The organism is Flavobacterium sp. MMS24-S5, from assembly GCF_050320125.1.
In the GTDB taxonomy this organism is placed as follows: domain Bacteria; phylum Bacteroidota; class Bacteroidia; order Flavobacteriales; family Flavobacteriaceae; genus Flavobacterium; species Flavobacterium tyrosinilyticum.
The window spans coordinates 857,845-882,516 of record NZ_CP190016.1 but is presented as its reverse complement, the minus strand read 5'-3'; the positions used below and the strand labels follow the sequence as shown (position 1 = coordinate 882,516).

18 protein-coding genes and 2 pseudogenes are annotated in these 24,672 nt (G+C 36.5%); 10 read left to right on the top strand and 10 right to left on the bottom strand.

Going from position 1 to position 24,672, the window contains the following annotated elements; genetic code table 11:
* Positions 1-519: 519 nt before the first annotated feature.
* The 10 genes and pseudogenes from ACPWTF_RS03790 to ACPWTF_RS03745 all read left to right on the top strand — a co-directional run bounded on the left by ACPWTF_RS03790 (position 520) and on the right by ACPWTF_RS03745 (position 7,514).
* Positions 520-1,206, top strand: coding sequence for a TonB-dependent receptor plug domain-containing protein (locus ACPWTF_RS03790; RefSeq protein WP_427874478.1), 687 nt, complete (start codon positions 520-522; stop codon positions 1,204-1,206).
* Positions 1,207-1,248: 42 nt separating this feature from the next.
* Positions 1,249-1,692 carry a hypothetical protein gene (locus tag ACPWTF_RS03785; protein WP_427874477.1) on the top strand — a complete coding sequence of 148 codons (444 nt, stop codon included), beginning with the start codon at positions 1,249-1,251 and terminating at the stop codon, positions 1,690-1,692.
* Between the two features lie 271 nt (positions 1,693-1,963).
* The gene (locus tag ACPWTF_RS03780) at positions 1,964-2,812 is read left to right on the top strand and encodes a TonB-dependent receptor domain-containing protein (RefSeq protein WP_427874475.1); all 849 of its coding nucleotides are present in this window, start codon (positions 1,964-1,966) and stop codon (positions 2,810-2,812) included.
* Between the two features lie 164 nt (positions 2,813-2,976).
* Positions 2,977-3,528, top strand: a complete 552-nt coding sequence (locus ACPWTF_RS03775) for a hypothetical protein (protein WP_427874474.1) — start codon at positions 2,977-2,979, stop codon at positions 3,526-3,528.
* Positions 3,529-3,540: 12 nt separating this feature from the next.
* Complete coding sequence (locus ACPWTF_RS03770) at positions 3,541-5,034, top strand: RagB/SusD family nutrient uptake outer membrane protein (protein WP_427874473.1); 1,494 nt, start codon at positions 3,541-3,543, stop codon at positions 5,032-5,034.
* Between the two features lie 130 nt (positions 5,035-5,164).
* The gene (locus ACPWTF_RS03765; RefSeq protein ID WP_427874472.1) at positions 5,165-5,812 is read left to right on the top strand and encodes a family 43 glycosylhydrolase; all 648 of its coding nucleotides are present in this window, start codon (positions 5,165-5,167) and stop codon (positions 5,810-5,812) included.
* Positions 5,790-6,128, top strand: a complete 339-nt coding sequence (locus ACPWTF_RS03760; RefSeq protein ID WP_427874471.1) for a family 43 glycosylhydrolase — start codon at positions 5,790-5,792, stop codon at positions 6,126-6,128. Before ACPWTF_RS03765 ends, ACPWTF_RS03760 begins: the two co-directional genes overlap by 23 nt.
* Positions 6,129-6,209: 81 nt before the next feature.
* Positions 6,210-6,668 carry a glycosyl hydrolase family 8 gene (locus ACPWTF_RS03755; protein WP_427874470.1) on the top strand — a complete coding sequence of 153 codons (459 nt, stop codon included), beginning with the start codon at positions 6,210-6,212 and terminating at the stop codon, positions 6,666-6,668.
* A gap of 31 nt (positions 6,669-6,699) precedes the next feature.
* Positions 6,700-7,305, top strand: a pseudogene (locus ACPWTF_RS03750) (glycosyl hydrolase family 8); the annotation flags it as partial.
* Between the two features lie 17 nt (positions 7,306-7,322).
* Complete coding sequence (locus tag ACPWTF_RS03745) at positions 7,323-7,514, top strand: hypothetical protein (RefSeq protein ID WP_427874469.1); 192 nt, start codon at positions 7,323-7,325, stop codon at positions 7,512-7,514.
* Between the two features lie 136 nt (positions 7,515-7,650).
* On the opposite strand, the gene ACPWTF_RS03740 is transcribed toward ACPWTF_RS03745, so the two are convergent.
* The 10 genes and pseudogenes from ACPWTF_RS03740 to ACPWTF_RS03695 all read right to left on the bottom strand — a co-directional run bounded on the left by ACPWTF_RS03740 (position 7,651) and on the right by ACPWTF_RS03695 (position 24,246).
* Positions 7,651-9,462, bottom strand: a complete 1,812-nt coding sequence (locus ACPWTF_RS03740; protein WP_427875792.1) for a hypothetical protein — start codon at positions 9,460-9,462, stop codon at positions 7,651-7,653.
* Positions 9,455-13,408: a hypothetical protein gene (locus tag ACPWTF_RS03735; RefSeq protein ID WP_427874468.1), complete on the bottom strand. Its 3,954-nt coding sequence runs from the start codon at positions 13,406-13,408 to the stop codon at positions 9,455-9,457. Before ACPWTF_RS03735 ends, ACPWTF_RS03740 begins: the two co-directional genes overlap by 8 nt.
* A 58-nt stretch (positions 13,409-13,466) precedes the next feature.
* On the bottom strand, positions 13,467-15,221 hold the full coding sequence (locus ACPWTF_RS03730) for a hypothetical protein (protein WP_427874467.1): 1,755 nt from the start codon (positions 15,219-15,221) through the stop codon (positions 13,467-13,469).
* An 8-nt stretch (positions 15,222-15,229) separates the two neighbouring features.
* Positions 15,230-18,637: a hypothetical protein gene (locus ACPWTF_RS03725; protein ID WP_427874466.1), complete on the bottom strand. Its 3,408-nt coding sequence runs from the start codon at positions 18,635-18,637 to the stop codon at positions 15,230-15,232.
* Positions 18,634-19,482 carry a hypothetical protein gene (locus tag ACPWTF_RS03720; protein ID WP_427874465.1) on the bottom strand — a complete coding sequence of 283 codons (849 nt, stop codon included), beginning with the start codon at positions 19,480-19,482 and terminating at the stop codon, positions 18,634-18,636. The genes ACPWTF_RS03725 and ACPWTF_RS03720 overlap by 4 nt, the downstream gene beginning before the upstream one ends.
* A 59-nt stretch (positions 19,483-19,541) precedes the next feature.
* Positions 19,542-20,936 (bottom strand): annotated as a pseudogene (locus ACPWTF_RS03715) (DUF6603 domain-containing protein); the annotation flags it as partial.
* 61 nt (positions 20,937-20,997) lie between these two features.
* A complete protein-coding gene (locus tag ACPWTF_RS03710; RefSeq protein ID WP_427874464.1) occupies positions 20,998-22,038 on the bottom strand; it encodes a hypothetical protein in 1,041 nt (346 codons plus the stop codon).
* 12 nt (positions 22,039-22,050) lie between these two features.
* Complete coding sequence (locus tag ACPWTF_RS03705) at positions 22,051-23,319, bottom strand: hypothetical protein (protein WP_427874463.1); 1,269 nt, start codon at positions 23,317-23,319, stop codon at positions 22,051-22,053.
* Positions 23,320-23,821: 502 nt separating this feature from the next.
* Entirely contained in the window at positions 23,822-24,082 is a 261-nt protein-coding gene (locus tag ACPWTF_RS03700; RefSeq protein ID WP_427874462.1) for a hypothetical protein, read from the bottom strand.
* 5 nt (positions 24,083-24,087) lie between these two features.
* Complete coding sequence (locus tag ACPWTF_RS03695; protein ID WP_427874461.1) at positions 24,088-24,246, bottom strand: hypothetical protein; 159 nt, start codon at positions 24,244-24,246, stop codon at positions 24,088-24,090.
* Positions 24,247-24,672 lie beyond the last annotated feature (426 nt).

The window sequence follows — 24,672 nt, the reverse complement described above, 5'->3', positions numbered from 1 at the left end:
AAGAAAGGTTTGATTTTTTAACAACCGATTGTTGTTTTTCGTTTTCTTGTCATTTTTGAATGTTTTTGTTTATAAGATAAATTGTAAAATAGAACTTTTTAACTCATTTTAGTACTATTTAACTTATTTTATTATTGTTTTTAAAATAAAATATTAGATTTTTCTTATATTATATTTTCTGTAGAAAATCTGTCAGTTAGCTATTAAATTATTATAATTTATTTCAAAATTATTTTATAAATAAATTATTCTTATTTTTTTAAACTTAAAAATATTTTTAATGTTTTTATTTTGGAGTTTTTTTATTGATATTTTAAACAAAATAAAATGCAACCGATTGTTTTATGGGTTGTTTTTTTATATTTGTTACCCAAATAATTACAATTTGTAGGAATCAATTTTTTTTTCAAAACATAAGATTTAAAATAAATAACCAAATAAAAATACCACCAATGAACTTTTATTACAATTAAATTAAACAAACCATTAACTATTTAAACCAAACAAAAAACTATTAATATGAACTTAAAACTCAAAATTGCACTAATCGGACTGCTGATCGTGGGCAGTCATAGTATAATGGCACAATCAAAGACCATTCATGGCGTGATTACCGACCCCTCAGGATTTCCGTTGCCTGGTGCCGGTATTAATGTAGAAGGAACGCAGAATAGCGCATCAACCGATTTTGACGGTAAATACTCTTTACAAGGAGTTAATCCGACTGATAAAATAACTTTTTCTTATGTGGGCCTAGTATCACAGACTATTACTGTGGGCGAAAGAAGCTCGATCAATGTAACTCTTGTTCAATCTACACAAAATTTAAATGAAGTTGTAGTAGCCTATGGTACTCAAAAGAGAACTAAGGTTACTGGTGCAGTTTCAACAGTAAGTTCAAAAGATATTGCTGCTGTACCTATTACAAATGCTGAATCTGCATTGCAAGGACGCGCGGCAGGGGTTACAGTTGTAAATGGTGCACCGGGCTCTAATCCTACGGTTAGTATTCGTGGTCTGGCTACCATGGGAAATAGTGCTCCTCTTTATGTAATTGACGGAGTTTTAACTGGAAATCTTTCTGGTTTAAGCCCTAATGATATTGAGAGCATTTCTGTTTTGAAAGACGCTTCGACTACAGCTCTATATGGTTCTAAAGCTTTTAATGGCGTTATTATGGTGACTACCAAAAAAGGTAAAAAATGACCAGGTCAGTTAAGCTTTGGCACTTACGTTGGAGGGCAGGAAGTGACAAAAAGGTATAATGTTTTAAATACACAGCAATACCTTCAGTATGCTAAAGATTTAGGAAGTGATTTAACGGCTAGAGCAGCTGAGTTTGGAAACATAAATACCAACTGGCAAGATCAGATTTTTCAAACAGGGCTTATGCAGGATTATAATTTGAGTTTTTCAAATGGTACAGAAAATTCTACAAGCCGCTATTCTGCTGAATATATGAAACAGGAGGGAGCCATTGTTAATACAGGTTTCGAACGTTATTCTTTTAGAGCTAATAACACGCAAGATATTGGTAAATTAAAAATAGGAAGCAATATTGGGGTTTCTTTCAGTACCATTAATCCAGAACGTACTGCAGGAGGAAGAACATTATTAGAACATGCTATAAAAATGGCACCTTATTTACCGATCTATAATCAAGATAATTTAGGCGGTTATCAACGAACTTAGCGCTATTGATGGCAATGACGCAGAAAATCCTGTTCGTGTAGCTAATTTAGGATATCAGAAAATAAATAACTTATCTATAATTGGAAACATTTATGCTGAATTAGAAATTTACAAGGGTTTAAAATTCAGATCACAAGTTTCTTTAGATTACTATACAGGTAAAGATCATACTTTCATTCCAAGTTTTCAGGATGGTTCTTATCATAAGCAGGCGTTTTCTTCAACAAACGAAACAAATTCTCAAGGACAGACTATCGTTTTTGATAATAGTTTGACTTATAAAACTACTATCGCAAACAAACATAATCTGGAAGTTCTAGGAGTTATTACTAAAATTGATGGAAAATCGCAAAGTGTAGCAGCTGGTAGCCGTTACTATATTTCAAATGAAATTGATCAGTTAAGATATAATGAAGGAAGTTTAGGATCTGCAAATTATGAAGAAAAAAACTTAGGCTATATTGTTCGTATTAACTATGACTACGATGACAAATATATGCTGGCAGTTTCAGGACGTAGAGATGCATCTTCTCGTTTTGGATCAAATAATCGCTGGGGTAATTTTTATTCTATTGCTGCGGGTTGGAATATAGCGAAGGAAAATTTCATGCAAAATTCTATTTTCAGCACATTAAAACTTAGAGCTAGTACAGGAACAACAGGAAATGACAGAATAGACAATTACCAATACAGCGCTACTTTAATAGCAAATTACAATTATCCAATTGGAGGAGCGAATGCACCTGGAGTTTCTTTGGGAGTGGCAGCTAATCCAGACTTAAAATGGGAGTCAAAATTAGATAGAAACATTGGTCTTGATTTTGGATTTTTTGACGAAAAGCTAACGGGTTCATTTGAATATTTCAACAATAAGAGTAGCGATATTCTTTTTGCAGTTCCTCTTGCAGCTTCTGTTGGATCTGCAGGCGGCGGAACACAGATTCAAAATATTGCTGACGTGAAAGTAAGCGGTTTTGAAGTTTCGATTGGGTACAACGACAGAAAAGGAGACTTTACATGGTCTGCTGTGGCAAATTTAGGTACTAGTAAAAATGAGGTGGTGAGTTTAGCTCCAGGGGTATCGAGCGTTTTAGGCCAGCTGCACCAAGAGCAGGTTTAGAGAATTTTTCAAGATTAGAAGTAGGTCAGCCGTTATTTTACTTTTATGGATATCAGACCAATGGAATTTATCAAAATCAAGCAGAAGTAGATGCTGTTTTTGGGCCAGGGCAGACATCTGTAAAACCGGGTGATATCAAGATTGTTGATCGTGATGGAAATAAAGTGATTAATTCAGATGATAAAACAAACATCGGAAATCCATATCCTGATTTTACTTATGGTTTGAACCTAAGTGCTGCATATAAGAACTTTGACTTTAATTGTTTTATAACTGGAGTTGCAGGTAATGATATTTATAATGCCAACACTTTTGATTTAAAAGGAATGAACCGCTTGTTTAATGCCAGCACAGATGTTTTAGACAGAGCAAATGTTGTCAATGGCGTTGTTACCAATCCTTCTGCAACATTGCCAAGAGCTCAAGGTGCAGATATTAACTGGTCTTCTGCAAACCAGCGTTATATAGAAGATGGTTCTTTTACGAGATTAAAAAACATCGCTTTAGGATATACATTATCGGGAGATGCTTTTAAAAGCTATTTCTCAAAAGCAAGATTTTACGTAAGCGGACAGAACCTTATTACCATTACAAATTACTCAGGTTTAGATCCAGAAATTGCACGTGCAGATGCTAATGCGAACTCAGCAGGTATTGATTTAGGAAGGTATCCACAGCCAAAATCGGTGATTTTTGGAATTGATGTTACATTTTAATATTTAAAGACGATGAAAAAAATTAAATATATACTTATAGTACTGTCTGGAGTTTTAACCATAACTTCATGTGACACGGGCGAATTAGAATTAAGCAATCCTAATGCTTTATCGCCTGAAACTTTCTTTAAAACTGAGGCACAGGTGCAGTCTGCTGTAAATGCTTCTTATGCAAATCTTCAGACCAGAGGGCTTTATGGAAGAAATCTTTTCTTTGCGATGGATCTTATGGGGCATGACGCTTTAGGGAACCCGCAGTTAGAAGGTAACAAGAAACCTTTTCAGGATTTTTCTTTTAACGGAGGAAATGATATTATTCAATATTACTGGGAATCTTGTTATATGGGAATCTCCAGAGCGAATTTTGTGTTAGATAACGAGCAGAAAATTAACGCTCTTCCAGCTTCTATTTTATCTCAAGAAAAAAAGAACAAATACTTAGGAGAAGCTCATTTTTTAAGAGCTTACTATTACTTTCTCCTTGTAAAACGTTTTGGTGATTTGCCAATTTATAAAACAAATACTATTGTCGGTAATGCAAGAAGCCCTAAAGCAGAGGCTTATGCTTTGATTGAAGAGGATCTTGTATTTGCATCTCAAAATCTTTTGCCAAGAGGATCAGAATCAGCAGGAAGAGCCAATAAAGAAGCAGCTTATGCACAATTGGGTAAAGTATTGCTATATCAAAAGAAATATACTGAAGCTTTAGCAGCGTTTAATAATGTGACAGGTTTCAGTCTGGAAGATAAAGGGAATTTTTACAACAACTTTATGGAAGAAACGGAACACGGTAAAGAATCGATTTTTGAAATTGAGTTTGATGAAAAAAATGGAACTGGCGATCAATGGGGTGCTGTTGGTGATAGTGGAGGAACAGGCTTCGAGGAGTCAACACTAAGAGGTCAGGAATATGGAAATCTTAGCTGGTATAATGTTTACCCGTCAGACGATCTTTTAGATTCTTATGAAGCAGGCGATAACCGTTTTGGAGATACTTTTTATGTGCCAGGATCGTCTTATTTAAAAGGTACTAAGGTAATGGTAGCAGGTAATTTTACGACTTCTGCTGGTATTAGAAGAGCAGGCTGGAAAAAATATCAAAACTATTACAATAGAGAAGATGAAGCAACAAGATCAAGCATCAACTTTAAAGTAATGCGTTATGCAGATGTGCTGCTTATGAAAGCAGAATGTGAAAACCAAAGAGACGGCGGTTCGCAGACAGCAGCAATAGCATATATCAAAGAAGTGCGCGACAGAGCCAACCTGACAACTAATATTGCTCCAACAAAAGAGGCTGTTTTTGCAGCAATTGTTCACGAACGTCAAGTAGAATTTGCCGGAGAACAATCTCGTTTTGATGATATTATAAGATGGGGTATAGCAAATACTGTATTGCAAGGAACAGGTTTTACTGCTGGTAAAAGCGAGTTATGGCCAATACCAAACAGAGAAACCTCGTCTAATCCTAAAATAAAGCCTAGTGATAATAATCCTGGTTATTAAGGCTTTAAATTTTGGTTAGTTTAAGTTAAGTTAGTTTTTTATAAACAGCGCATTTACTGCGCTGTTTATTGTTTAGAGAAATACTATCGAAGAAAAATCAAATGGCATTTTGAATTAATTGAATCAAAAAATGAAAAATATAAGTAAAATTTTATTGGTGATCATTTCTTGTTTTTTTACAATAAACATAGAAGCGCAAAACCCAATTATTAAAGACATCTTTACAGCAGATCCTGCGCCTCTTGTACACAAGGGAGTCTTGTATCTATATACAGGGCATGATGTAGCAACTCAAGAGGATACTAATTATAAAATGGCTGACTGGCATGTATTTTCGACAACAAATATGAAAGACTGGAAAGATCACGGAGCGCTGCTTTCGCCTAGCACCTTTTCATGGGCAACGGGCGATGCTTATGCTGCCCAATGCATCGAGAGAGACGGAAAGTTTTATTGGTTTGTTTCGACATTTCATAAAAAAGATGAGGTAAGCCAAGGCGGTGCAGCAATAGGCGTTGCGGTATCAGATAGTCCTACAGGCCCTTTTAAAGATGCGATTGGAAAAGCCCTTATAATAAACGAAATGACAACCGATATGAAGTACGGTTGGGATGATATTGACCCGACTGTGTTTGTGGATGACGACGGGCAAGCCTATATGTTCTGGGGCAATGGAAGCTGTAAATGGGTTAAACTTAAAAAGAATATGATCGAGCTAGATGGAGATATTACCACCTTCAAACCTAAAAATTACATTGAAGCGGCCATGGGTTTATAAAAGAAAAGGACTTTATTATTTAGTATATGCCAGTGAAGGTACAAAACCTGAAATGATAGAATACTGCACCGCTAAAAATATTACATGCCTATGGAATTATCAAGGAATTATTCAGGAAAACGTGCAGAATAGTTTTACTACGCATCCCGGTATTATTGACTATAAAGGCAAATCATACTTTTTTTATCATAACGGAAGTTTGCCAACAGGCGGAAGTTACAGACGTTCAATTTGTGTAGATTATATGCATTATAATAAAGATGGCACTATTCAGAAAATAATGCAAACTGCAGAAGGTGTAAGCAGAATCAAGTAAAAAGCCGATTTAATTTTTCTAATGAAACGAAAGATTTCAAAGCATACATTTTTTTTGAATTACTAGTAAAATAATAAAAATATGAACATAGTTATAGCTAAAGATTTTATAAAGAAATACCTGGTTAGAACCCGATTGCTACTATTGATTTTTGCAGTGATGGTTCCGTTTTTAGTTATTAGTCAAAATAAAAAGAAAGCGGATAAATCAGAATTAAAAAGGCCTCAATACCGCAATCTTTTTAAAGAAGCAGGTTATAGCCAGATTGAAATAGACAAGAAACTGGCCAAAGCCTATTATGATATTTTTGAAGGGCCAGATAAAGTTTATTTTGAAGAAGGGGATGCTTTAGGATACGTTTCTGATATCAAAAATAAAGATGCCCGTACAGAAGGAATGTCATACGGAATGATGGTTGCTGTTCAGCTCAATAAAAAAGATGTTTTTGATCGTCTATGGAGATGGTCGGTAAAATACATGCAGCATCAAGATCTAACCAAGAGAAGGTTACTTTGCTTGGAGCGTAAATCCAGAGACTAAAAAACAAAATTCTCCAGGTTCTGCTTCAGACGGAGAATTGTATTATATAACGAGTCTGCTTTTCGCTTCTAATAAATGGGGCAATGATACTGGAATAAACTACTACAAAGAAGCAAGGAGAATACTAGATGCTATGTGGAAAAAAGATGGTACTGGCAATGTGCATAATATTATTAACACAGAACACAAGCAAATTTCTTTTGTGCCAGAAGGAGGAGGCTACAATTGGACAGATCCTTCTTATCATGTTCCTGCCTTTTATGAAATATGGGCCTTGTATGCCAAAGACGGACATGAGCAGTTTTATAAAGAATGTGCCGATGTTTCGCGTAACTTTTTACATAAAGCCTGCCATCATGTGACGGGGCTAAATTCAGATTATACAGAGTTTAATGGAGAACCGCATCCGACACCTTGGATGCCCCCTGGATTCCGTTATGATTCTTGGCGCGTTCCTATGAACATTGCCATGGATTATACTTGGTACGGAAAAGATAAAGAGTGGCAGGAAGACTATGCGAAGCGATTTCAAAATTTCTTAAGGTCTAAAGGATTAGATACTTATGAAGATCAGTTCAATCTCGATGGTTCTACACAAGAGTTTATTCTTCAGGCAGGCTGCCTGTTAAAAAACTAAGACATTCGATTGGGTTAGTGGGAACGGCGGCTACAGCATCATTAGTGAATAAAGACAAAGCCAGTATAGATTTTGTTCATGCGGTTTGGAATGCCAAGCTAGAGCCTTACGAAGACGGTTATTTTGATCCCTATTATGATGGATTAATGTATCTCTTCAGTTTACTGCATCTGAGTGGAAATTACCAAATTATAGCTCCAAAAGGTTAATCAATTTTTAAATCTAAAAATAGGATTACGGCAGATTTAGCGGTACGGCAAATTTTCTTTTTCTAAATCGTATGCTAATCTGCCATAACGTTTTTATGGTAAAAAACTGAGGCAGCTTCAAACGGTGATCACTCAATTAATCCTTGACATCTTTGATTTGATCAAAAGCCAGATTACTGCTGCCTTCGCCTCTTCCGATTTTCTTTTTCATGCCAAGCCATACAAATACTTCTCCGTTCAGCCAACGCGTGCGCTGAAAGGATTGCGATACTTTTATACCTGCTCTTGGTATTTCTTCCTCATGAATATAATAGGGTAATGGTTTTGGAATTTCATCCAAACCTTCGCGCAGAATACTGGATTGCGGCTTGATTTTTTTTGGCGTTTCCTGATCTTTTTCTATAATTCTTAATAAAGAGGCACGCTGTAATTGGATTTCCCTATTATCATTTTTTTTATGTACCGGCACAAATGGGATCCAGTTTTCAGGAACATTGCTCATAGCCTGATAACTAATTTTGGCTGAATAAGGCAATGTTGCAATTGGGGTATTTTTGTTTACGATGTTTTCATGAAATTGACGCACACGCAATGCCGCTTCGCTTCCTTTTTCGCCAATACCTGCTGGAGAAGGAATAACGGTTTCTATTCCCCAGACCATATTCGATATTTCATCCCTTATCAATACAATTTCTTCGATAGGATCACTTTCATGTACTTTCATGGCAGTTGGGGAGAGAAATAGTGTGTTATTTTGTTTTTCTGAATGTAATTTATACATACTCCAACTCATATTCTCTTTGCCTATTTCCTCAGTTGGTTTAATCCAGATGGTTTCTCCAAAGTTGTTTTTCACCGTGAGGCCTTCAATATTGGCCAAAGAACCAATTGGAAGTGTGTACGGAACTAAGAACCAGTCGTTAGCAAAAACCAATCCGAATTCCATTAATAATAGTTTTGAAAGTTCTGTTGTTGAAGGTTTTATATCTCCGAGGTCGGTTTTAGAATCTTCAAATTGCCACCATCTTCGATCCGGCATGCCTTCAAATGCGATGTGGGAAGGTATAAAAGTATCGGTGAATTTGTTGAGTGGCTCTCCTGTGTCATTCGTTTTTTGTTCTTCAATATCAAATACATACCAATCTGGATGTCCTTGATAATATTCAGCAGCAGACAATTTTTTTTCTGTTTTTTCAGCTGTTGCGCTACATTCAAATTGGTATTCTAATTTGTTAGGCAGCCACGCAGTATTCTTTTCATCATTCGGCTGAAGATATATTTTAGCGTACCAGTCTTTAAAGTCATTTGCGAGATCATTGTCAAGTACTGTTTGATGTCCAGGATCGCTTAAAACAATGCCGTCAGATGCGGGTGTGCCCAAAATAATCTTTTCATATAGCGCATAACCATCCATTGCTCTTCCGCTTATAGCGGCATATTGTTGCCACACATTTTTATGAGCATAAATAGCGGCATTATCACGATTATTTGGCGGCATGGTAAAACCATAATTTTCGATATAAATGTCTCGGTAGTTTAGAGCATATTTTTTTAATAATTGTAACCAGTATCTGCCCATTTGCAGCCTAATATCAATGCTTATTTTTTTTTCTTCTCTTTTAAAAGCAATCTTCTTCTGTTCTGTTTTTGCTTCGAGAGGGACATTGTTTTCAAAATTTTGAATGGCATTAGCGGCCGCTTTGTACTTTTGTAAATGCGAACTGGTAATATGAATTTTTGCAAATACAGGAGAACCTGCATCATCGGCTTTAAATTCTCCCATTTGCCATTGTTTGGTAAGCATCCATAATGCATCTCTTACTTCGGCTTTTAATGCACGGTCAAAATTATGGGCGCGTGGCCTTCCTTCAAGTCTATTCCACATCATTACGGTAGGGAATAGCTTTAGCTCAAGCGCTTCTCTGATATCTTTAATAGGATTAACCATTGTTTATTTTTTTATAAATATTATTGTTTTGAGCCAGATTGATAGAAGCCGTAATCCAATGCATGCTTACAGCCATTATGGTCGCAGGAAGAAACTGTCCATATCTTGAACCTTCTATTTGGGCAGGTTCTACAGCACGTTTTTTAGCCATCTCTAGAGTTTCCTCCATAGATTCAATGATATCGTTCCATTTCCAATTTCCGGTTATTTGTGGAGGTGTTACCAAAAACATTGTTTGCGGAGGTTCGCTATTCGGTTGATCATAATGAAAAGCGATTCCAGTTGTTTCTTCATTCGCAGGAATTACTTCTGTCCATTCATCTATTACAATTCCGCATTGTGGTTTGGTGTTATCATAATCTTTTGCAAAATGTGCAGTATAGAGCAACTTATCATTTTTGATGTTAAAGATGTATTTGCCATTTTCATCTTTTTCGGTGGCCGTATCCTCTCTAAATTTTACAGCTAGCCAGCGATCATTGGATTGATAAGGAAATTGTAGGGCAGTAAGGTTCACTTCGACTGTTGGTTTGAATGCATCGGTGAGAAAAACAATGTTTTCCCAATGATGCGCTTTATCTCTCACTCTGGCAACTCCTCCCAGCCAGTCTTCAACTGGAAATAGGCTGTTTTCTGTTGCTTTTATAAAAGATAATAATTGATCTCTATCGGTAAGAGCGTTATTAAATTCGGCGGCAGAAGTACTATTCAGCGTAAAGCGTGGCAATAGTAAAGCTTCATCCCCCAGTATTATTTTTGCAGCTTTTATTAGGGCAGTAATTTTATCGGCATTGACAACTGTCGCATCAGCCTCGGCTATTAAGGCTTTACTATTGATTATTTTTTTCTCAATATATTTTTGAAGGTTGTTTAGCGATACTACAATATCTTCTTTCAATAAAGCCAATTGTAATAGTTCTGTCGTAGTGGTATTACTTTCGGTTACGGTATCAAATGGCACGGTATCGAATACGCTTACCTCTTTAATGGTTGTATTTACATCTGATAAAAAATCAATAACTGTGGTTTTGTTATTTGTTTTTAGTGCTTTAATGTTGTTCAATAAACTAATAAAATCGGCTTTCTTAGTATCAAATGCGGTTTTATAAGCAGCCAATGGTAAAACTGGAAAAGTAGAAACAGATGAAATTTGTTGTTCTGCTTTTTGAAGTAATTCTATTTTTTCGTCAGGATCGGCTGTTGTAGTATAAGCCGACATGATGAGTTCTGCTTCAATTAATTTTTTATTCCATCTTTCTATCAGAATATCTAGTTTGGTAAATACATTTTCATAAATAACAGCTACGCCGCTATGAATAAAGCCAATTCCTGTTTGTACGTTATCAAAAAGTGCTGTTTTTAAATACTGCGTAGAAATATCTTTTACCAAGGTGTCAAAATGGATAAAATTAGACGCATACAGCTCTAGATAGTTATCATAGGTTGATTTTAAAGTATTAATGGTTGAAGGTACACCTATAGAGTTAATACTATTTTCAAATGCAGTCAGGATCGTAGCTTTGTTAGCAGGATTTGGGTCAGCAAGATAGTTTTTGAGATCAGATTTTAATTGTATAATGATGTTGTCTTTAATGGATGGGTCAGTTATGAGTGTTCCAATATCATTAGAAAGTTGTGCCGAAATGCTGGTAAACGAATGTGTGTTGGTGCTAATATTTTCTAAACTTGTTTTGACACTATCAAAATCAATATCTATTAAATTTTCTACCGTTGTCTTCAATCTCACATCATCGAGATTAGTTGGTGTTGCAGATTCTGTTGATAATAGCACCTGAGTTGGAGTTATTGCTTTTGATCCGATCAATATTTTGCGTAAGCTTTTTATTAGGGCAGCCAATTCAAAGAAAGAAACATTCGCTTTATTTGTTGTATTTACAGCTTCGGTATAATTTATTTTTATGGTTGTTTTTGGATGATTTGATTTGGTGTAACGTACGAAATTCAATATTCTATCATCCAATTCGGTCATTGATTGTTCGGTATCTGTGTTTAATACGTATAAAAGATCAATTGCTTCCAGTCCTAGTTCTTTTTGAGAAACGGTGATCGGAATATCGGCCTGAAGAGGGGTACTGTAGACTACATTACAGATCACATTTTCTGGCGCTGGTAAATTTTCGATAAGCCATTTGTTAATAGCAGGCTCGGCTTTTACTCGGGCTATTGCACCTGAAATTGCCGTTGCATCACTATCGAACTGAATAGCCATTCGATGTGTAAGGGTTACACCGCTTCTAGGGGTGTTGATAATGTCAATATCGGGCGGATAATCTCCTTTGCTAAATGCATTTGCGTTTCCGGATGCTCTTTCAAAATTTCCCTGCACTACCTGATAGACTTGTTCTGCCATTACAAGATCGGATATCGCATCGTTGATATCGATAATGTAGTCGAGTTCTTCTTTTATTGCCTTAGCTTGATCTGGAGTGGCCGTGGGTAAATTAAAAGTTGATGCTAAACCGAAAGGATATGCCTTAACAGAGGCTTCTCTGACATAATTAATGAACTTTAATCCATCAAGAACATTGTTTGCCGCTATCATTTCTTCATTTTCTTCAGGTTTTGATTTAGTGTCTATAAGATTATCTGCCACCAACGGAAAGACTTTTCTTAAAGGCAAAATAAATTTATCTACTTCACCTTTACCAAGACTGTATTTGTCATGTAATCCTCTTTCAAATTGATAGCCAAGTAATGCCGCAAGAGGCTGACCATTACGCATGCCTTCTAAAAAATTAGCGGCTACACGCACTCTGTCTGATGTGAGGTTTATAGCAAAAGGATTGCCACTGCCGGCATCTTTGTTGCTATCATAAGCGTTCCGCAAAATAGCAGCGGTGGCGGCTTGGTCTAAGGAAGGTGCATGTATGAAACCAAGATTTTTGCTGTCTGATTGAAGCGGAGCAATGTTCTCCTTATTGAATATTTCATTCAGTTCTGGTGTAAGCGTTTCGTTGGTAAGTAATTTATTTTGTGGCTCGACATCCAGCAACCAGCCATAGGCGCCAAGATAGATGCCTTTTGAAGGCTGAGTATTTTTGCTGTTTCTTAAACGTTGTTCCGTAAGTTTGTATTGTACCAAACCTGTTTTCCATGCATCAATTCGATAGCTGCAGCAGTCTAGATGTTCGGTTAATAAACGTTCTAATCTTGCGGTTGGTGTTTTCTCCAGTATTTTCAGAGCATCAATTGTTTCCTTCAATTGTTCAGTCTCTGCCAGATTGTGTAAAATATTGGGTTTCTGGATATAATCTATTAATTTCGTTGTAGCATCTCCAGTGATAGTAGGATAGGTATTGAACAAATGTTCGTATTTACTTTTTCCGATACCTTTGGCTTCTACATGTAAAAAATCAGGATCTTTAAATACTTTTCTGCTGGCAATGAGATTGTTTGTTGCCAACACATTTGCCGCTGCATTGGATTGTGATTGGGTAAGCGCGTGTTTTAAAAGTAAATAGAGTAGTGCTGTTGGGGCTTCTTGATCACCAAAATCATCTCTGCGTACTGTGTCGCCCGCTGTTGCAGCCAGCCATTCGATATAATTCAATCCGTTTGCACTATAGGGACGGATAGGAGACGTTTCTGAATCGGGTACGTCATCAATAAATGGGCCGCTCAATAGATTAGGACGACTCAGAAAGAATTTTTCAAGTATAGGAACGGTGTCAATTCCAAGCTCATTTAAAATTTGCTTTGCTTTTTCCTGCATTTTCTTTTCAAATTTTGGTGTTAAAAGAAAATGATGTTGCAGATTTAACTGATTATGCATTTGATTTTTCGACTGTGCATAGCGCTGATGAAACTCAACTGAATTGGCATTCAATGCTAGAATTTTTAATAATAGCTTGTGGGCATCATCTGTTGTTTTACCTATATGTGCGACATCTATTAATAATTCATCCCAAGTGCTATCCATTTTCATCAGCCATCTGTGAAGTCTTGGCAGAAATGGTGTTCTAATGTTGTTGGATAAGTCTGTGTTATCGTCTCTTCCTAAGAAATTTAACTTGGAACAGACCGATATTGGCAGAATTCCATAAGGCTGTTTTCCGATTCGTATGGCCGGTATAGCGACCTCGTCCAGAAACGAACCCAGAGAAGAATGCTTTGGTCGCTTCGATATCCCTGTCGGTGAATAATGGATCCATCATTTCATCCATAAAATAGCCCAACGTTGCTGGAAAAAGTGCCGTATTCATAGCATAAGCTTCTAACTGATCTTTACCATTGGCATTTTTTACATTTTTTAATATGGCAGGATCTATTCCAAGGCAATCAGCCAGTTTTTCGCCATCTGATTTTTTATCTGGTGTATCTGCCGAAGCAAAATCTTCAGTATTGCTAAAAAACGAATCAAAACTATCATCGCCATTATCAGTCCAAGTGTATGCAGCAGGTGCGTCTTCAGTGTTATTTGTAGGTGCTCCCTGTTTTATTAGTTCAAGACCATTTTTGCTGTAAAAATGATCCGTAAATAAGGTTTCCAGTTGTTCTTGGCCATCAGCTTCATCAGAGGTGAATCTTATGCCTGTAACAAATAATTTTTTAAAACCGGTTTGCGCTTCCTCAGGTGTAAGGTCTATTTTTGTTGCCATTCCAGCCTGTTCTGCTTTTTCAAAATCTACCATCCAGCTCAATTCATCATTGAGAATAAGGTTTTTATCATCATCTTTCTTAAGCTGGTCATCGCCTGTTAAAGAAGGATCCACACTTACAGCCAAATGATCTTTGACAGGGTTATTAAACAGGATTGTTTTTTTTACATTTCCATCAAAGGTGGTTACTACAAACTTATTGGGCAGTCCCATTGTTTTAGCCGACTGTGTCCAAGAACTATTTTTAGCGGTATAATCAGGAAGATCGATTTCAGAAATTATGATTTTACTACCGTCTTGTTCTTCAGGTATTTCATCAGTAATATTTTCCGGAATATAGTTTTCTTGTATTGATGTTGCTGTAGCAGAGTTTGTTGCTACGGTTAAAATTTCTTTTGCCTTATCAATTTTTACAGCGTCGCCTTTGGCAAACCAAATAGCTGACCAATATTTTGTTGCGGCATCTTTTTCTGCCGAGCTTAAAGAAAGGGAAGAGTTTACTACAAATATTTTATATGCCGCGCTAGGTCTTACAGTTTTTGTATTGGCAGGTTTATACTCTTTTATAATATAAGCAGAACGCCCCGTACCATGACTATTTACTAAGCTTCTCCAAGCCGCTTTTTCATCTGCTTTTATGCCGCCTGCTTTCCACATTTCTATCCAAAAAGCTTTTGCATTTTTCAATTCAGATTCAGATAACAGTTCTTCTTTACTATTGATATTACAATCATCGGGATAAACTCGTAACCAAAGCTGTTTTTGATTGCCAGTTGATTTGAATCTTGTTTCTAAACGTAACGGAAACATCAGAATAGGAATGTTGTCGTTTAGTTCTGTGATCTTTTTTATAGGATCAAGTTGCGCTAAAAAAGCATTCGTTATCTTTTCGTAGTTGGCTTTAATCGATTTTTTTGAATCTCTTAGCTCTCCAATATCTTTTATTATTTGGTTTCTTTGTTTTTCATTGAATAACTTCTTCGATTCGCGTTCTTGTTCATTTAGACTTTTTAGTTCTTCCTTTTCATCAGCATTCAATTTCTCCAATGCAGCTTGCGCCTTTTGAATTTCAATATTCACCGCAGCCGACTGTTTTCGGTTACTGTTTTGTGCGTCCTGTATGTTTTTTAGATCACTCATAGTTAAAGTTATTTGGGTAACATTCGGCTAGCATGTACTCCAACAAGTACTGGAACCTGATAAAGGATATAGGCAAGTTCAGCGGCATTGGTGTCAGGAGACCATCTTGCTTGCACATCATCTGGGTGTTTTATATTTTCCTGATCATCAGCATTGGGTGTTTGTAAGGTCACTGTTTTATTCATTTCAATACAACTTCCGTCAGCCGTTTGAATGTCTTTCCAAGAAAGGTTGTTCCAGTTTACAATTTTTTCCACTCCTGCCGCATTCTTCGCTTTTTCAATGTCTAGTCCAAAGCGCAGTTCGCCTGGTCTTTCTTTTATGACAAAAAACCAGCCTGGATCATCCGTTATTGAAGTTGGATTTAATTTGCCTCTTGCTTCCTCGTCATCAAGATCAAATCCAAAAAAGTAAATATCAGGTTCTACTTTTGCTTCAAACAAGGGCGTTTTGATAATAGATTGTGGTGGATTTTTTTCCTCCTCTGCAGAAAGTTTTGCAAAAATCCTTTCTTCACTTACGCTTCTGGGTTTTGGAGCGGGCTGGTCTGGTATAATAGTTTGATCAGGTCCCCAATCTGCTTTATGTGCATATATTACTGCTGTTGGGTATTTTTTCAGTAATTCTCCTCTTATCACTAATACTAATTGTGTTTTCCCGCTTATTAGTGCCCTTTGGTTATGCTGACCCAGTTCATTTTTCAATGGAGAGTCTGCTTGCGAAGGAAAAACTTTTGCAGTATTAATTTTTGACCATTCGTGTATTTTGGGAATATCTCTTAATTTTTCTCTTAATTCTTGTGCTGAGGTTTCCGATTCAGGTTGTGGTGGCAAGAAACTTTGTACGTCCCAGAATTGTCTAAAATAGGAACCTCTTTGATCGGTTGGATATTCTCTCCACAATAATTCTCTTGACATTTCATGATTAATACCAACCATATAAGATTCAATAAACTTTTGGTTGTTTTCTAAAAGTGTAATGCTATTCTGTTCAATAAGGTTGATATTTGGCAGAAACAATTCTGAAGACATTTCGCTCAATGGCTTATACATCGGGATATCGATCTCCGGATATACCATTACTGGTGCAAATTGTTCGACCATATTGGTGGTTATACGAGCCGGGATAGTAATACCGTGATGGGTTCTCTTAGGAATAGTAATAACGGGATTTAGCAAGTTTACTACTGAAGTGGTTAAATCTTTTAAATCCACCGGTTTGCGTATAGGATCTGGATACTTAATACTTATCAATGTAAAAGCATCTTTTAGAGCAGTTTTAAATTTAATTGCTTCTTCACTGTCTGTACTGCCAGTTGTTGGTGTATAAGTGCTTCCGGGTAATGTTATAACAAAGCCAGGACTAACAGGATATTGGTCTACTGCAGCAGGCGTTTGACTGTCTTGTGTTACAGCGGCGGCGGCCATAACATCGTTATTCCATTTTTTTAATTTTAGATAGAACCATACCAATGCAGCTCCTATTATTCCCAATACCACAGATCCGCTTAACGATGCGGCGAATAGTAGCATGAATAAGAAAAGCAATATCAATAATAACAGAGGCAAAAACTTGAACCACTTGTATTTCTTTAAGAGCTCTACAATCAATTGCGGAATATCTGTTGGTGCCATCTCCTCGGCCAGGTCGGTGAGGTTTATTGCGCCTTCGGGATCTGTTTTTGGCGGTGCAATAACAACTTCGCCGTTGTTTATTCTATCTATTAAATTATAAGGCGTAACAGTATCAGAAAAGTTTAGTTTCTTCATAAAACCGCCTCGAGTTCTTGTAATGCTACGAAATTTGCCCGAAGTCATTACAGCTGGTATCGTACTTTCTGATATGGTTTGATAGACAGTAAGGTTTTTGTAGATAATCCTTTTTTGAACGGGTGACGTAAACATAAACGCTTTTTCGGTAATCAGCGGCGTCAGATGTTTGTTATAATATTTTAATGATACCTGCAATGCCAGTTGTGCAAATCTGAACTTGTTGTTAATCTCTGTTACACGACCTACTTGCTCCCAAGCCGCTTGCATATATTCTTCCTGATTTTTCTGAATAACTTTAGTTCCTATTCCTGCAGCGGTTCTAAATCTGGGATCAAGGTTTAGCTCATGTATCCAGTTTTTATTGTTGGGAAGGTCTGTACCATCGCTGGTTTTCAACAAACGCTGCTGTAGTGCGTGCCATGTGCCATATAATGGAGAAGTGATTACCGGATCTGGATCACCTTTTGTAGGATCATCTTCTGAAATAATTCCAGCATCAAAATTTACCTGCTCCATATTATTTGCTGCAATGCTATAATCATCAGAAAGATTTATTCTTGCGGCCATAGCCTTGGTAAATTGATGCGGATAGGGATGTTCATCCCATTCATCATATTTTTTTGCAATTGCTTTATCGGCGGGCTTCATCGAATCGAAAGGCACTCTTAGTGCACCACCGAGTTTTAAAATATGATGGAGTTCAGGGTCATTTATCGGAGGAAGATTAGAGCCTGGATGTATCACATCTATATCTCTTACTCCAATACTTTTATCAGCAAGCTTTGGCTGTAATAGATTTACTAAATATTCGAAGTCACCCATATTACCTGTTTTGAAATGCCAGCGATGGTAATACGGAAATTCGGAAACGTTGCTGTCATCCCATGCACATTTACTTGCTACTAATGTTGAAGGAATTTCGTAGTCTAATCCAGCAAGTCTCCCGCTTTCAAAAGTGGGAATAAGAAAAGCATAGTATCCAATATTGGGTTCCAGTTTTCTTGGACAAATAATTCTAGAGTAGGCATTATCAGGATTTTTATTAATTAAATCATTAATAGCATTAGTAATATTGTCTGGATTTGCAGTGTTTGCGACTGCTCCATTAGAAAGATCGGTATTTATGTGTACGTGCGCCCATGCCCAAAGTTCTGATGATTTCGGGAAAATATCGGCAGTGTTTTTTCCGCTTTTCAATTTAAAGAAAGGCAACGGTTTATCTTTCATATTCTGTCCATCCTCAAATTCATCTTCTTTTAGTACGACGAGTGTGAGCCAAGGACGAAGTCTATTTTCAAAAGGTCTTGCGGGCGTGTATCGCCATGGAAAATCTTCTTCGTAAAATTCGATATAAGGTAAATAATTAGGTTCAAAATTTGTGATCCAGTTTCTGGGTTCTGTTTTTACAATTGCCTTGCTATCTATGCCTACAATATCACCAGGTCCATAAAGTTGAATTTCTTTAGCTGGTAATATTCTGTTGTCTTCCGTTTTTCCATCTACTTTTATTGCTTCAATTTCGAGTGCTACTTTTATAGAGGCACGCAAAAGCACAGAACTATCATTGTCGGATTTAATGATATTGTTAGATAATCCTTGGCGTAACCATGGTAAAAAAGAGTAGTTTGCTAATGTTTCGCTCATGATGATTGTAATTCATAATTAGGAATAATTTGAAGCTCCTTTTTCAGTCCTGGCTGTCTGGCAATTTGCTCCTCCATATAGGTCTGCGCCATGATCTCACTTTCAAATGTTGCGTGCGCAGTATGTGCCTTATTGTTTGATTTTAAGGCTACCGTATAACCTTCTTCTTTTATAGAAATTTTTTCTGCAAAAGGCTGCATTTTATTCAAATGAGATTTAGATAAAGTAGACTTAGACACGCTGTTTCCTTTTAGGAAATGATTGAACAAGGTGCCGATTTCCATAAAGAATCTTCCTTTTCTAAATGGTTTTATAGGTTCTTTATCTATAATAGTAATTTCATACGCGACATTTTTTCGTACAAATTTTCCATTTTTGATAATGGTATTACTCAATGATATTTGAACGCCGTTTGGCATTTTTTCGAAAGAAGGCTTAGACAGTTTTTCTGAATCGGTAAGGTTTTGATATTGTGCTCGGGCGAAGTTGTCGTTCACTTCTGTGATTTTTAGTTCATTGTCATCACTAGTTGCTTTTTTAATAGTGATTTTTTGTACATCATTTACTTTTTGACTTCCTACTTTATCAATTTTTACCTGTAATGGCAATATTTTTTGTTGTACTACCAGTGATCCTGCAGGATGTAACACAAGAGGCGCTGTTGCCGACTCTTCCATTTTTCGAAGTGATACTAAAAGATTTTTGTTATTTGATAGTATAGTACTCCAGTATTCTCTTTTCTGTAAATCGTCGAGAAATTTTTGATAGATAGCCACTTCTGGTATGGCTGTGTTTTTTTCTTCTCCCCAAGTAACATCAAAGTCGGCAGATATTTCGAAGAACAAGATAGAAACACTACCAGTACCTTTCGCTCTCCATGGAGTTCGTGCCCTTCAAGAGACATTCTTACCCTTACACTTAATATATCAATACCAGCGGCACTAAGTTTGAAGCTGGCCGATACTTGAATAATAAAATAGAATGGACTGAACTGGAACAAGGCATCAAAACCAATATTTCCTTCTATGACACATGCTCTAAGATCAAATTTTATCTCTGCCTTAGCACCAAACTGTACTGTGTTGGATGTTACTGCCTGATAACATTCTACTCGTATCAAGGCAATGCCTGTATTTAGGATAGTGAGAGAAAGGCGTTTCATGGTGGGTAATGAAAGCGGGGGAGGTGTGTATGACGGATGAAAACCTCCAACACTCAATAAAAAATCAGGTTCATCGCCCCATTTCAAACGCACTGCCATATCGCCTTCCAGAGTCATAGTAAGAATAAATGATTCATAGAGACTCGCATCGAAGGTTAACATTTTCTTGTCAAAATCGATAGTTCCCACAAATAGAACCTGTATTTGAACCAGTGGTGTTTGCTCTGTTGGCAATGCTACTTTAAGTACTCCCAGAATAGCAATATTGCCAGGTATTTCAATAATAATGCCTAATGAAAGTGTAATCAAAGTTGGCGTTCCCCAGCCTATTTTTCCCATGGGGCCAATTAGAAATCTTTCTTCATAGGGAGGGAATATCGATTTTAGGTCACTAATAATTCTTGGCGCGTTGGCAATTACATTTTGTGGAAACATGATGCTGTTTACAGCTCCAGTGCGCACGGCATTTCTTAATGGATCCAACAGCATGGTTCTATTCAATCCCAATAATCCGCCAACAGCATTCAATGTGAACCCATAACCTAGTTGAAATGGAGGAAAGAATTCTGCCGTGATAATAATAAGCATTGAAAAACCTTTACTGCCATCTGGCATCTTTGTCGTAATCAAGCCTATTGCTTTTGCAGAAATAAATCCTGCAATTGTCAGTTCTAGTACACCTGCGTATTCTTCTTTTTCAAAATCAAAAAATAAGTAACCGCCGCCAATGACTGCTCCAGCATTTACAGAAAGACCCAGTCCATTTGGTGGCTTAAAACCAAAACCAAGATCAAAAGGCCCCATATTTCCACGGTTATTTTCGGGGAAACTTAAATTGGTGCTCACTCCAATATTTTCTACAACCACTGTAAGCGGACCCAATTCGCCTTTAAAGTCGGCACTTACAGATATAGGTATTTTTCGGTCTTCAATTTTTATTTCGATGGTTATACCGCTAATTTCAATAGGCGCCAACGAAATATGGATGGGCAATTGAATCTGTATTCCTGCACTTCCTTTAAAGTAAATGCCATTTTTGGTGGAATATCCTACAGTAAGATCGAGAGGAACTTCTATAGGATCCAACGGCAGTACAGAAGAAATAAATCCATCTCCACCGCCTAAATCTATTACCACACGTGAATCTTTAACGGCAATTTCAATAGTAAAATCATTGCCTTGCTGGTTTACCTGAGCTTTACCAGTTAATTCTATGGCTCCTATTTCGAGTCTGGTAGATTCTGGCGCACCTAATTGTACCAGATGTTCTGGCCGATATTCGAAAAGTTACTTCAATACTACCATTAATAGCAGAGGCAGCAGTAAGATCAAATAAAGTTATGGCCGTTTTGGGTCTTATTTCTACCCCTGTTGTTTTATCTATTTTAAGTCCGCCCTTAATAAGTAAGGAAAAATTTTCGTTGATTACAATTTCTGTTTCAGCACTTCCGATAAAGAATGGTGATACAGCCAGCCCCGCGTTATTTGGAGTGCTGTCTGTGGCAATTGGATACACTTCCAGTCCAGCTTTAACCGTATCAAGATCAAAAAATGGAACATACAAAGCATCACCACTTAAACTATATTGTGAAGTAATATCTCCAGTAGGCATATAAACGCCAGTTTGTATTTCTAGCGCATTTAGTAAATGTTCAATATTTTCTATTAATAATTTACCATCATAAGTTGGTGTACCCCATCCGTAAACAATTTCTGGTATGCGATGTGGTTCTTGTAGAAAAATGATTAATCTTTCCCATTCAATGCGATATTGTTTGTAGGCAATATGTGCAGGCAATGCCGCTGGTTGGTAACTATTATCAAAAATACCAATGAAGAGGAAGAAAGCAGAAATTTTTGGATGTTCATACTGCATATGCCGCATGATCGTATAATCAAGAAGCTGTCTAGGAAACTTTGTGCCAAAATCAGCTAATGTTGCGCCAAGACCAAGATTATCTTTGATGGAGTCGAAATCGGTTATTACATTTTTTAGCGATCCGATAAGCGAGCTATAATCGGAAGTATTACTAAGATTAATGGAAGAAAAGCTATTGATAAATTTAAGAGGAGACGAAGAAAGGTCTGTACTTTCAGGAACATTCCAACCCAAGTTGCGAAGGAAGTATAAGGTGGTTTGAGGAGACTTTACAGGATTACCTATATCATTGAGCACACCATTGATGGCTTGTCCTAGCTCTTCAATTAATAACTCAAATGTACTTTTATCAGTCGCCATTTTTTAATTATTTTAAGGTCTTGGGTAAAAAGTTCGATACAAAGCTTCTAGCAGTGTTGGGTCTATCTTTTCTATGATTGCATATTTACATACATAACAAAAATCATTATCATAACTTGTACTTTTCATTCTGCACGATCCTGCAGGAATATATACACCGCAGCCTTCTCTGGCTCCCCCTTCATATAAACCTATAATTCGTTGCGGATAGCGAATACCATTTCTTACCGATACAGGTGGATACTTCGTAGATCCGTCAAAACCAATGTTGGCGCATACGGTACCTGCAGGTCGCTCCCATAGTGGTTTGAGGTTGGTTTGCATATAAGTAAAGGCATCGGTGCCGATTAATTTTTCTGAGCTGCCGGGATAAGCGTCTTTGTACCATTTGGCCTTGCTGGGGTCAAATACATTCGTAACAGTATCAAGCACATCTCTCCGTGTTACAGCATTGGGACGTACATCAGTACCATCAAAATGGCCTGCTGTAGTTGCGATGGCTGGTGTGTTTATTTCAGAATATTCATCTATAAGTCTAAAGTGCGAATGGCCTAATTCATGCATGCTCACGGCAGCAAGATTATTATAATTATTTCTTGGAGTGCTTGGAGTATGGTCTATACCCGCAACAGAAGTTGATAATCCTTGAAAACCGGGCTGATCGCCTAAACAGACCATTGCAAAATCGCGATGTCCGCCTCCACCATATTTATCATCATTTACCAATACAATGACTAATGCATGGTCTTTTCCTGTAGAGGAAGACATACCACTTGGAGGAGCAGCCCAACATTGCGGTATTAAATTATCTGCCACAGCTTCAGAAGGTAAGGTAAGCGTAGCAATAAAATCCATTATTAAGGTTTCATCGCCGGTTTTAGGCCGTATAAGTCTAGCCATTGGCGTTCCGTTTATCAGAAAACCATAAGTTAGTCCCAATGCATTTGATTTTTGCATCATAGTGCCAACAGCCGGTCCAGCCGTACCAGGATTGTCTGGAACTGTTATTCCGTTAGCGTCGACAGGAACGGCACATGAAATACCCGAGCTCGGTGATGGCGTAAATGCTTTAAAAATATTAAAATGTTCTCTAACTCCTCTAAGATTAAAAGGAGCCTTTCTAAAAAATCGGGCCACAACCTCGTTTATGGTTCTGTCAAAAAGAGCTCTGTCGCCTGCGCTAAAGCCATCGCCTAAAAAAAGAAGATTTTTTTTGTCCTTTGTTGCGCCATTATAGATAATGGTTTCAAGTGTTATACCTGCAGGGATAGGAGTCGGCATATTAGTTTCTTTTAATTAATAATTAAATTGAAAATCATATATCCGTGTCATTTATTTAATCCTAAAATTATAATGAAAATGCAAATTGATTTGCAGTATTCAAACAAATCATATTTTAAAAATATCATTTTGTTTGAACTATAATTTTTCAAAAAAAAAACACTGAAATTGTATATACAAAAATTAGATTATTTAAAAAGATGGCTTTATAAAATTTTGTATATGAGGCAGTTATAGAAGTAAAATTTTTGCTAAGATAAAAAAAAAAGAAAGATCTTCATTTTTTTTAACAACTGATTACTTACCAGCAAAATTTTTATTTTATTGATTCCTCTTTTTACTGAAGAAGAACTATTCTTTAAATTAGGTTATGGGAAAATTGAAAACGGACACATCGTAGGATGCAGATGCCATGGTAAAAGGGCTTTACATTTTGTATTAGATAAGCAATACAAAAAAAGCCGCCTGTATTTAGGCAGCTTCCTTTTAAAGAGGGTATCAACTATTCTTTATCATAAGTGTCTCTTTCCTCTTCAATATCTTCATCTTCATCCAGATCATTATCTTCATCTTGACTTTCATCATCATCGGATCGATCATCTTCTTCATTCAAAGCAAGATTAGTACCGTAGTCTGGTTCTGGATTTTCTGTTAGAGAATGATCTGCTGGAGGTGAGTCAATATCAGGATCTTCATATTGTCTTCTGTCATTTTGAAAATACTGGTCTTCCTGACCATTCTTTTCCTTTTCATCTGTACTCATAATAATTAATTTTTAGCGGCGTTTTTTTTTGTATCAGCCGAAGTTTTCGATTCCTCTTTTGAATCTTTTTTAGAATCGCTTTTAGAAGCACTTTCTTTTGTATCAGTTTTTTTATCTGATGACTTAGCACTGTTAGTGCTTTTCTTTGTGTTTGAACTTTTCATATCTATTTGTATTTAAATTATTTATTGAGGTAAATGTAGAGTTGATATATGGTTTGATTTTATACTTAAGACTATTAGTAATTATATAATTAACAGTAGGTTATCTCTTTTTTTATGTAATTACCTTTGCATAAAATCTTACTGTTAGTTTATCAGATTATTTAATCTGATTTTTATATTTAATACGTGAGATTCTTATATCATTTTAAATCTTGTCGTTTTTGTGTCTATATTCCAGATTATTTTAACTAAAAAATTTCATTAAATGATGGAGATAAAACAATCGAGGCAAATGTATTGGGAAGAAGGGACGTTTTTTACATGCAGCATCATGTGTGTTACATGATTTACAGTCAGTTGTTTATGATACAGGATCAAAAAAAACATCTGCATAGTGTACAGATGTTTTTGGTTTAATTAAAAAAG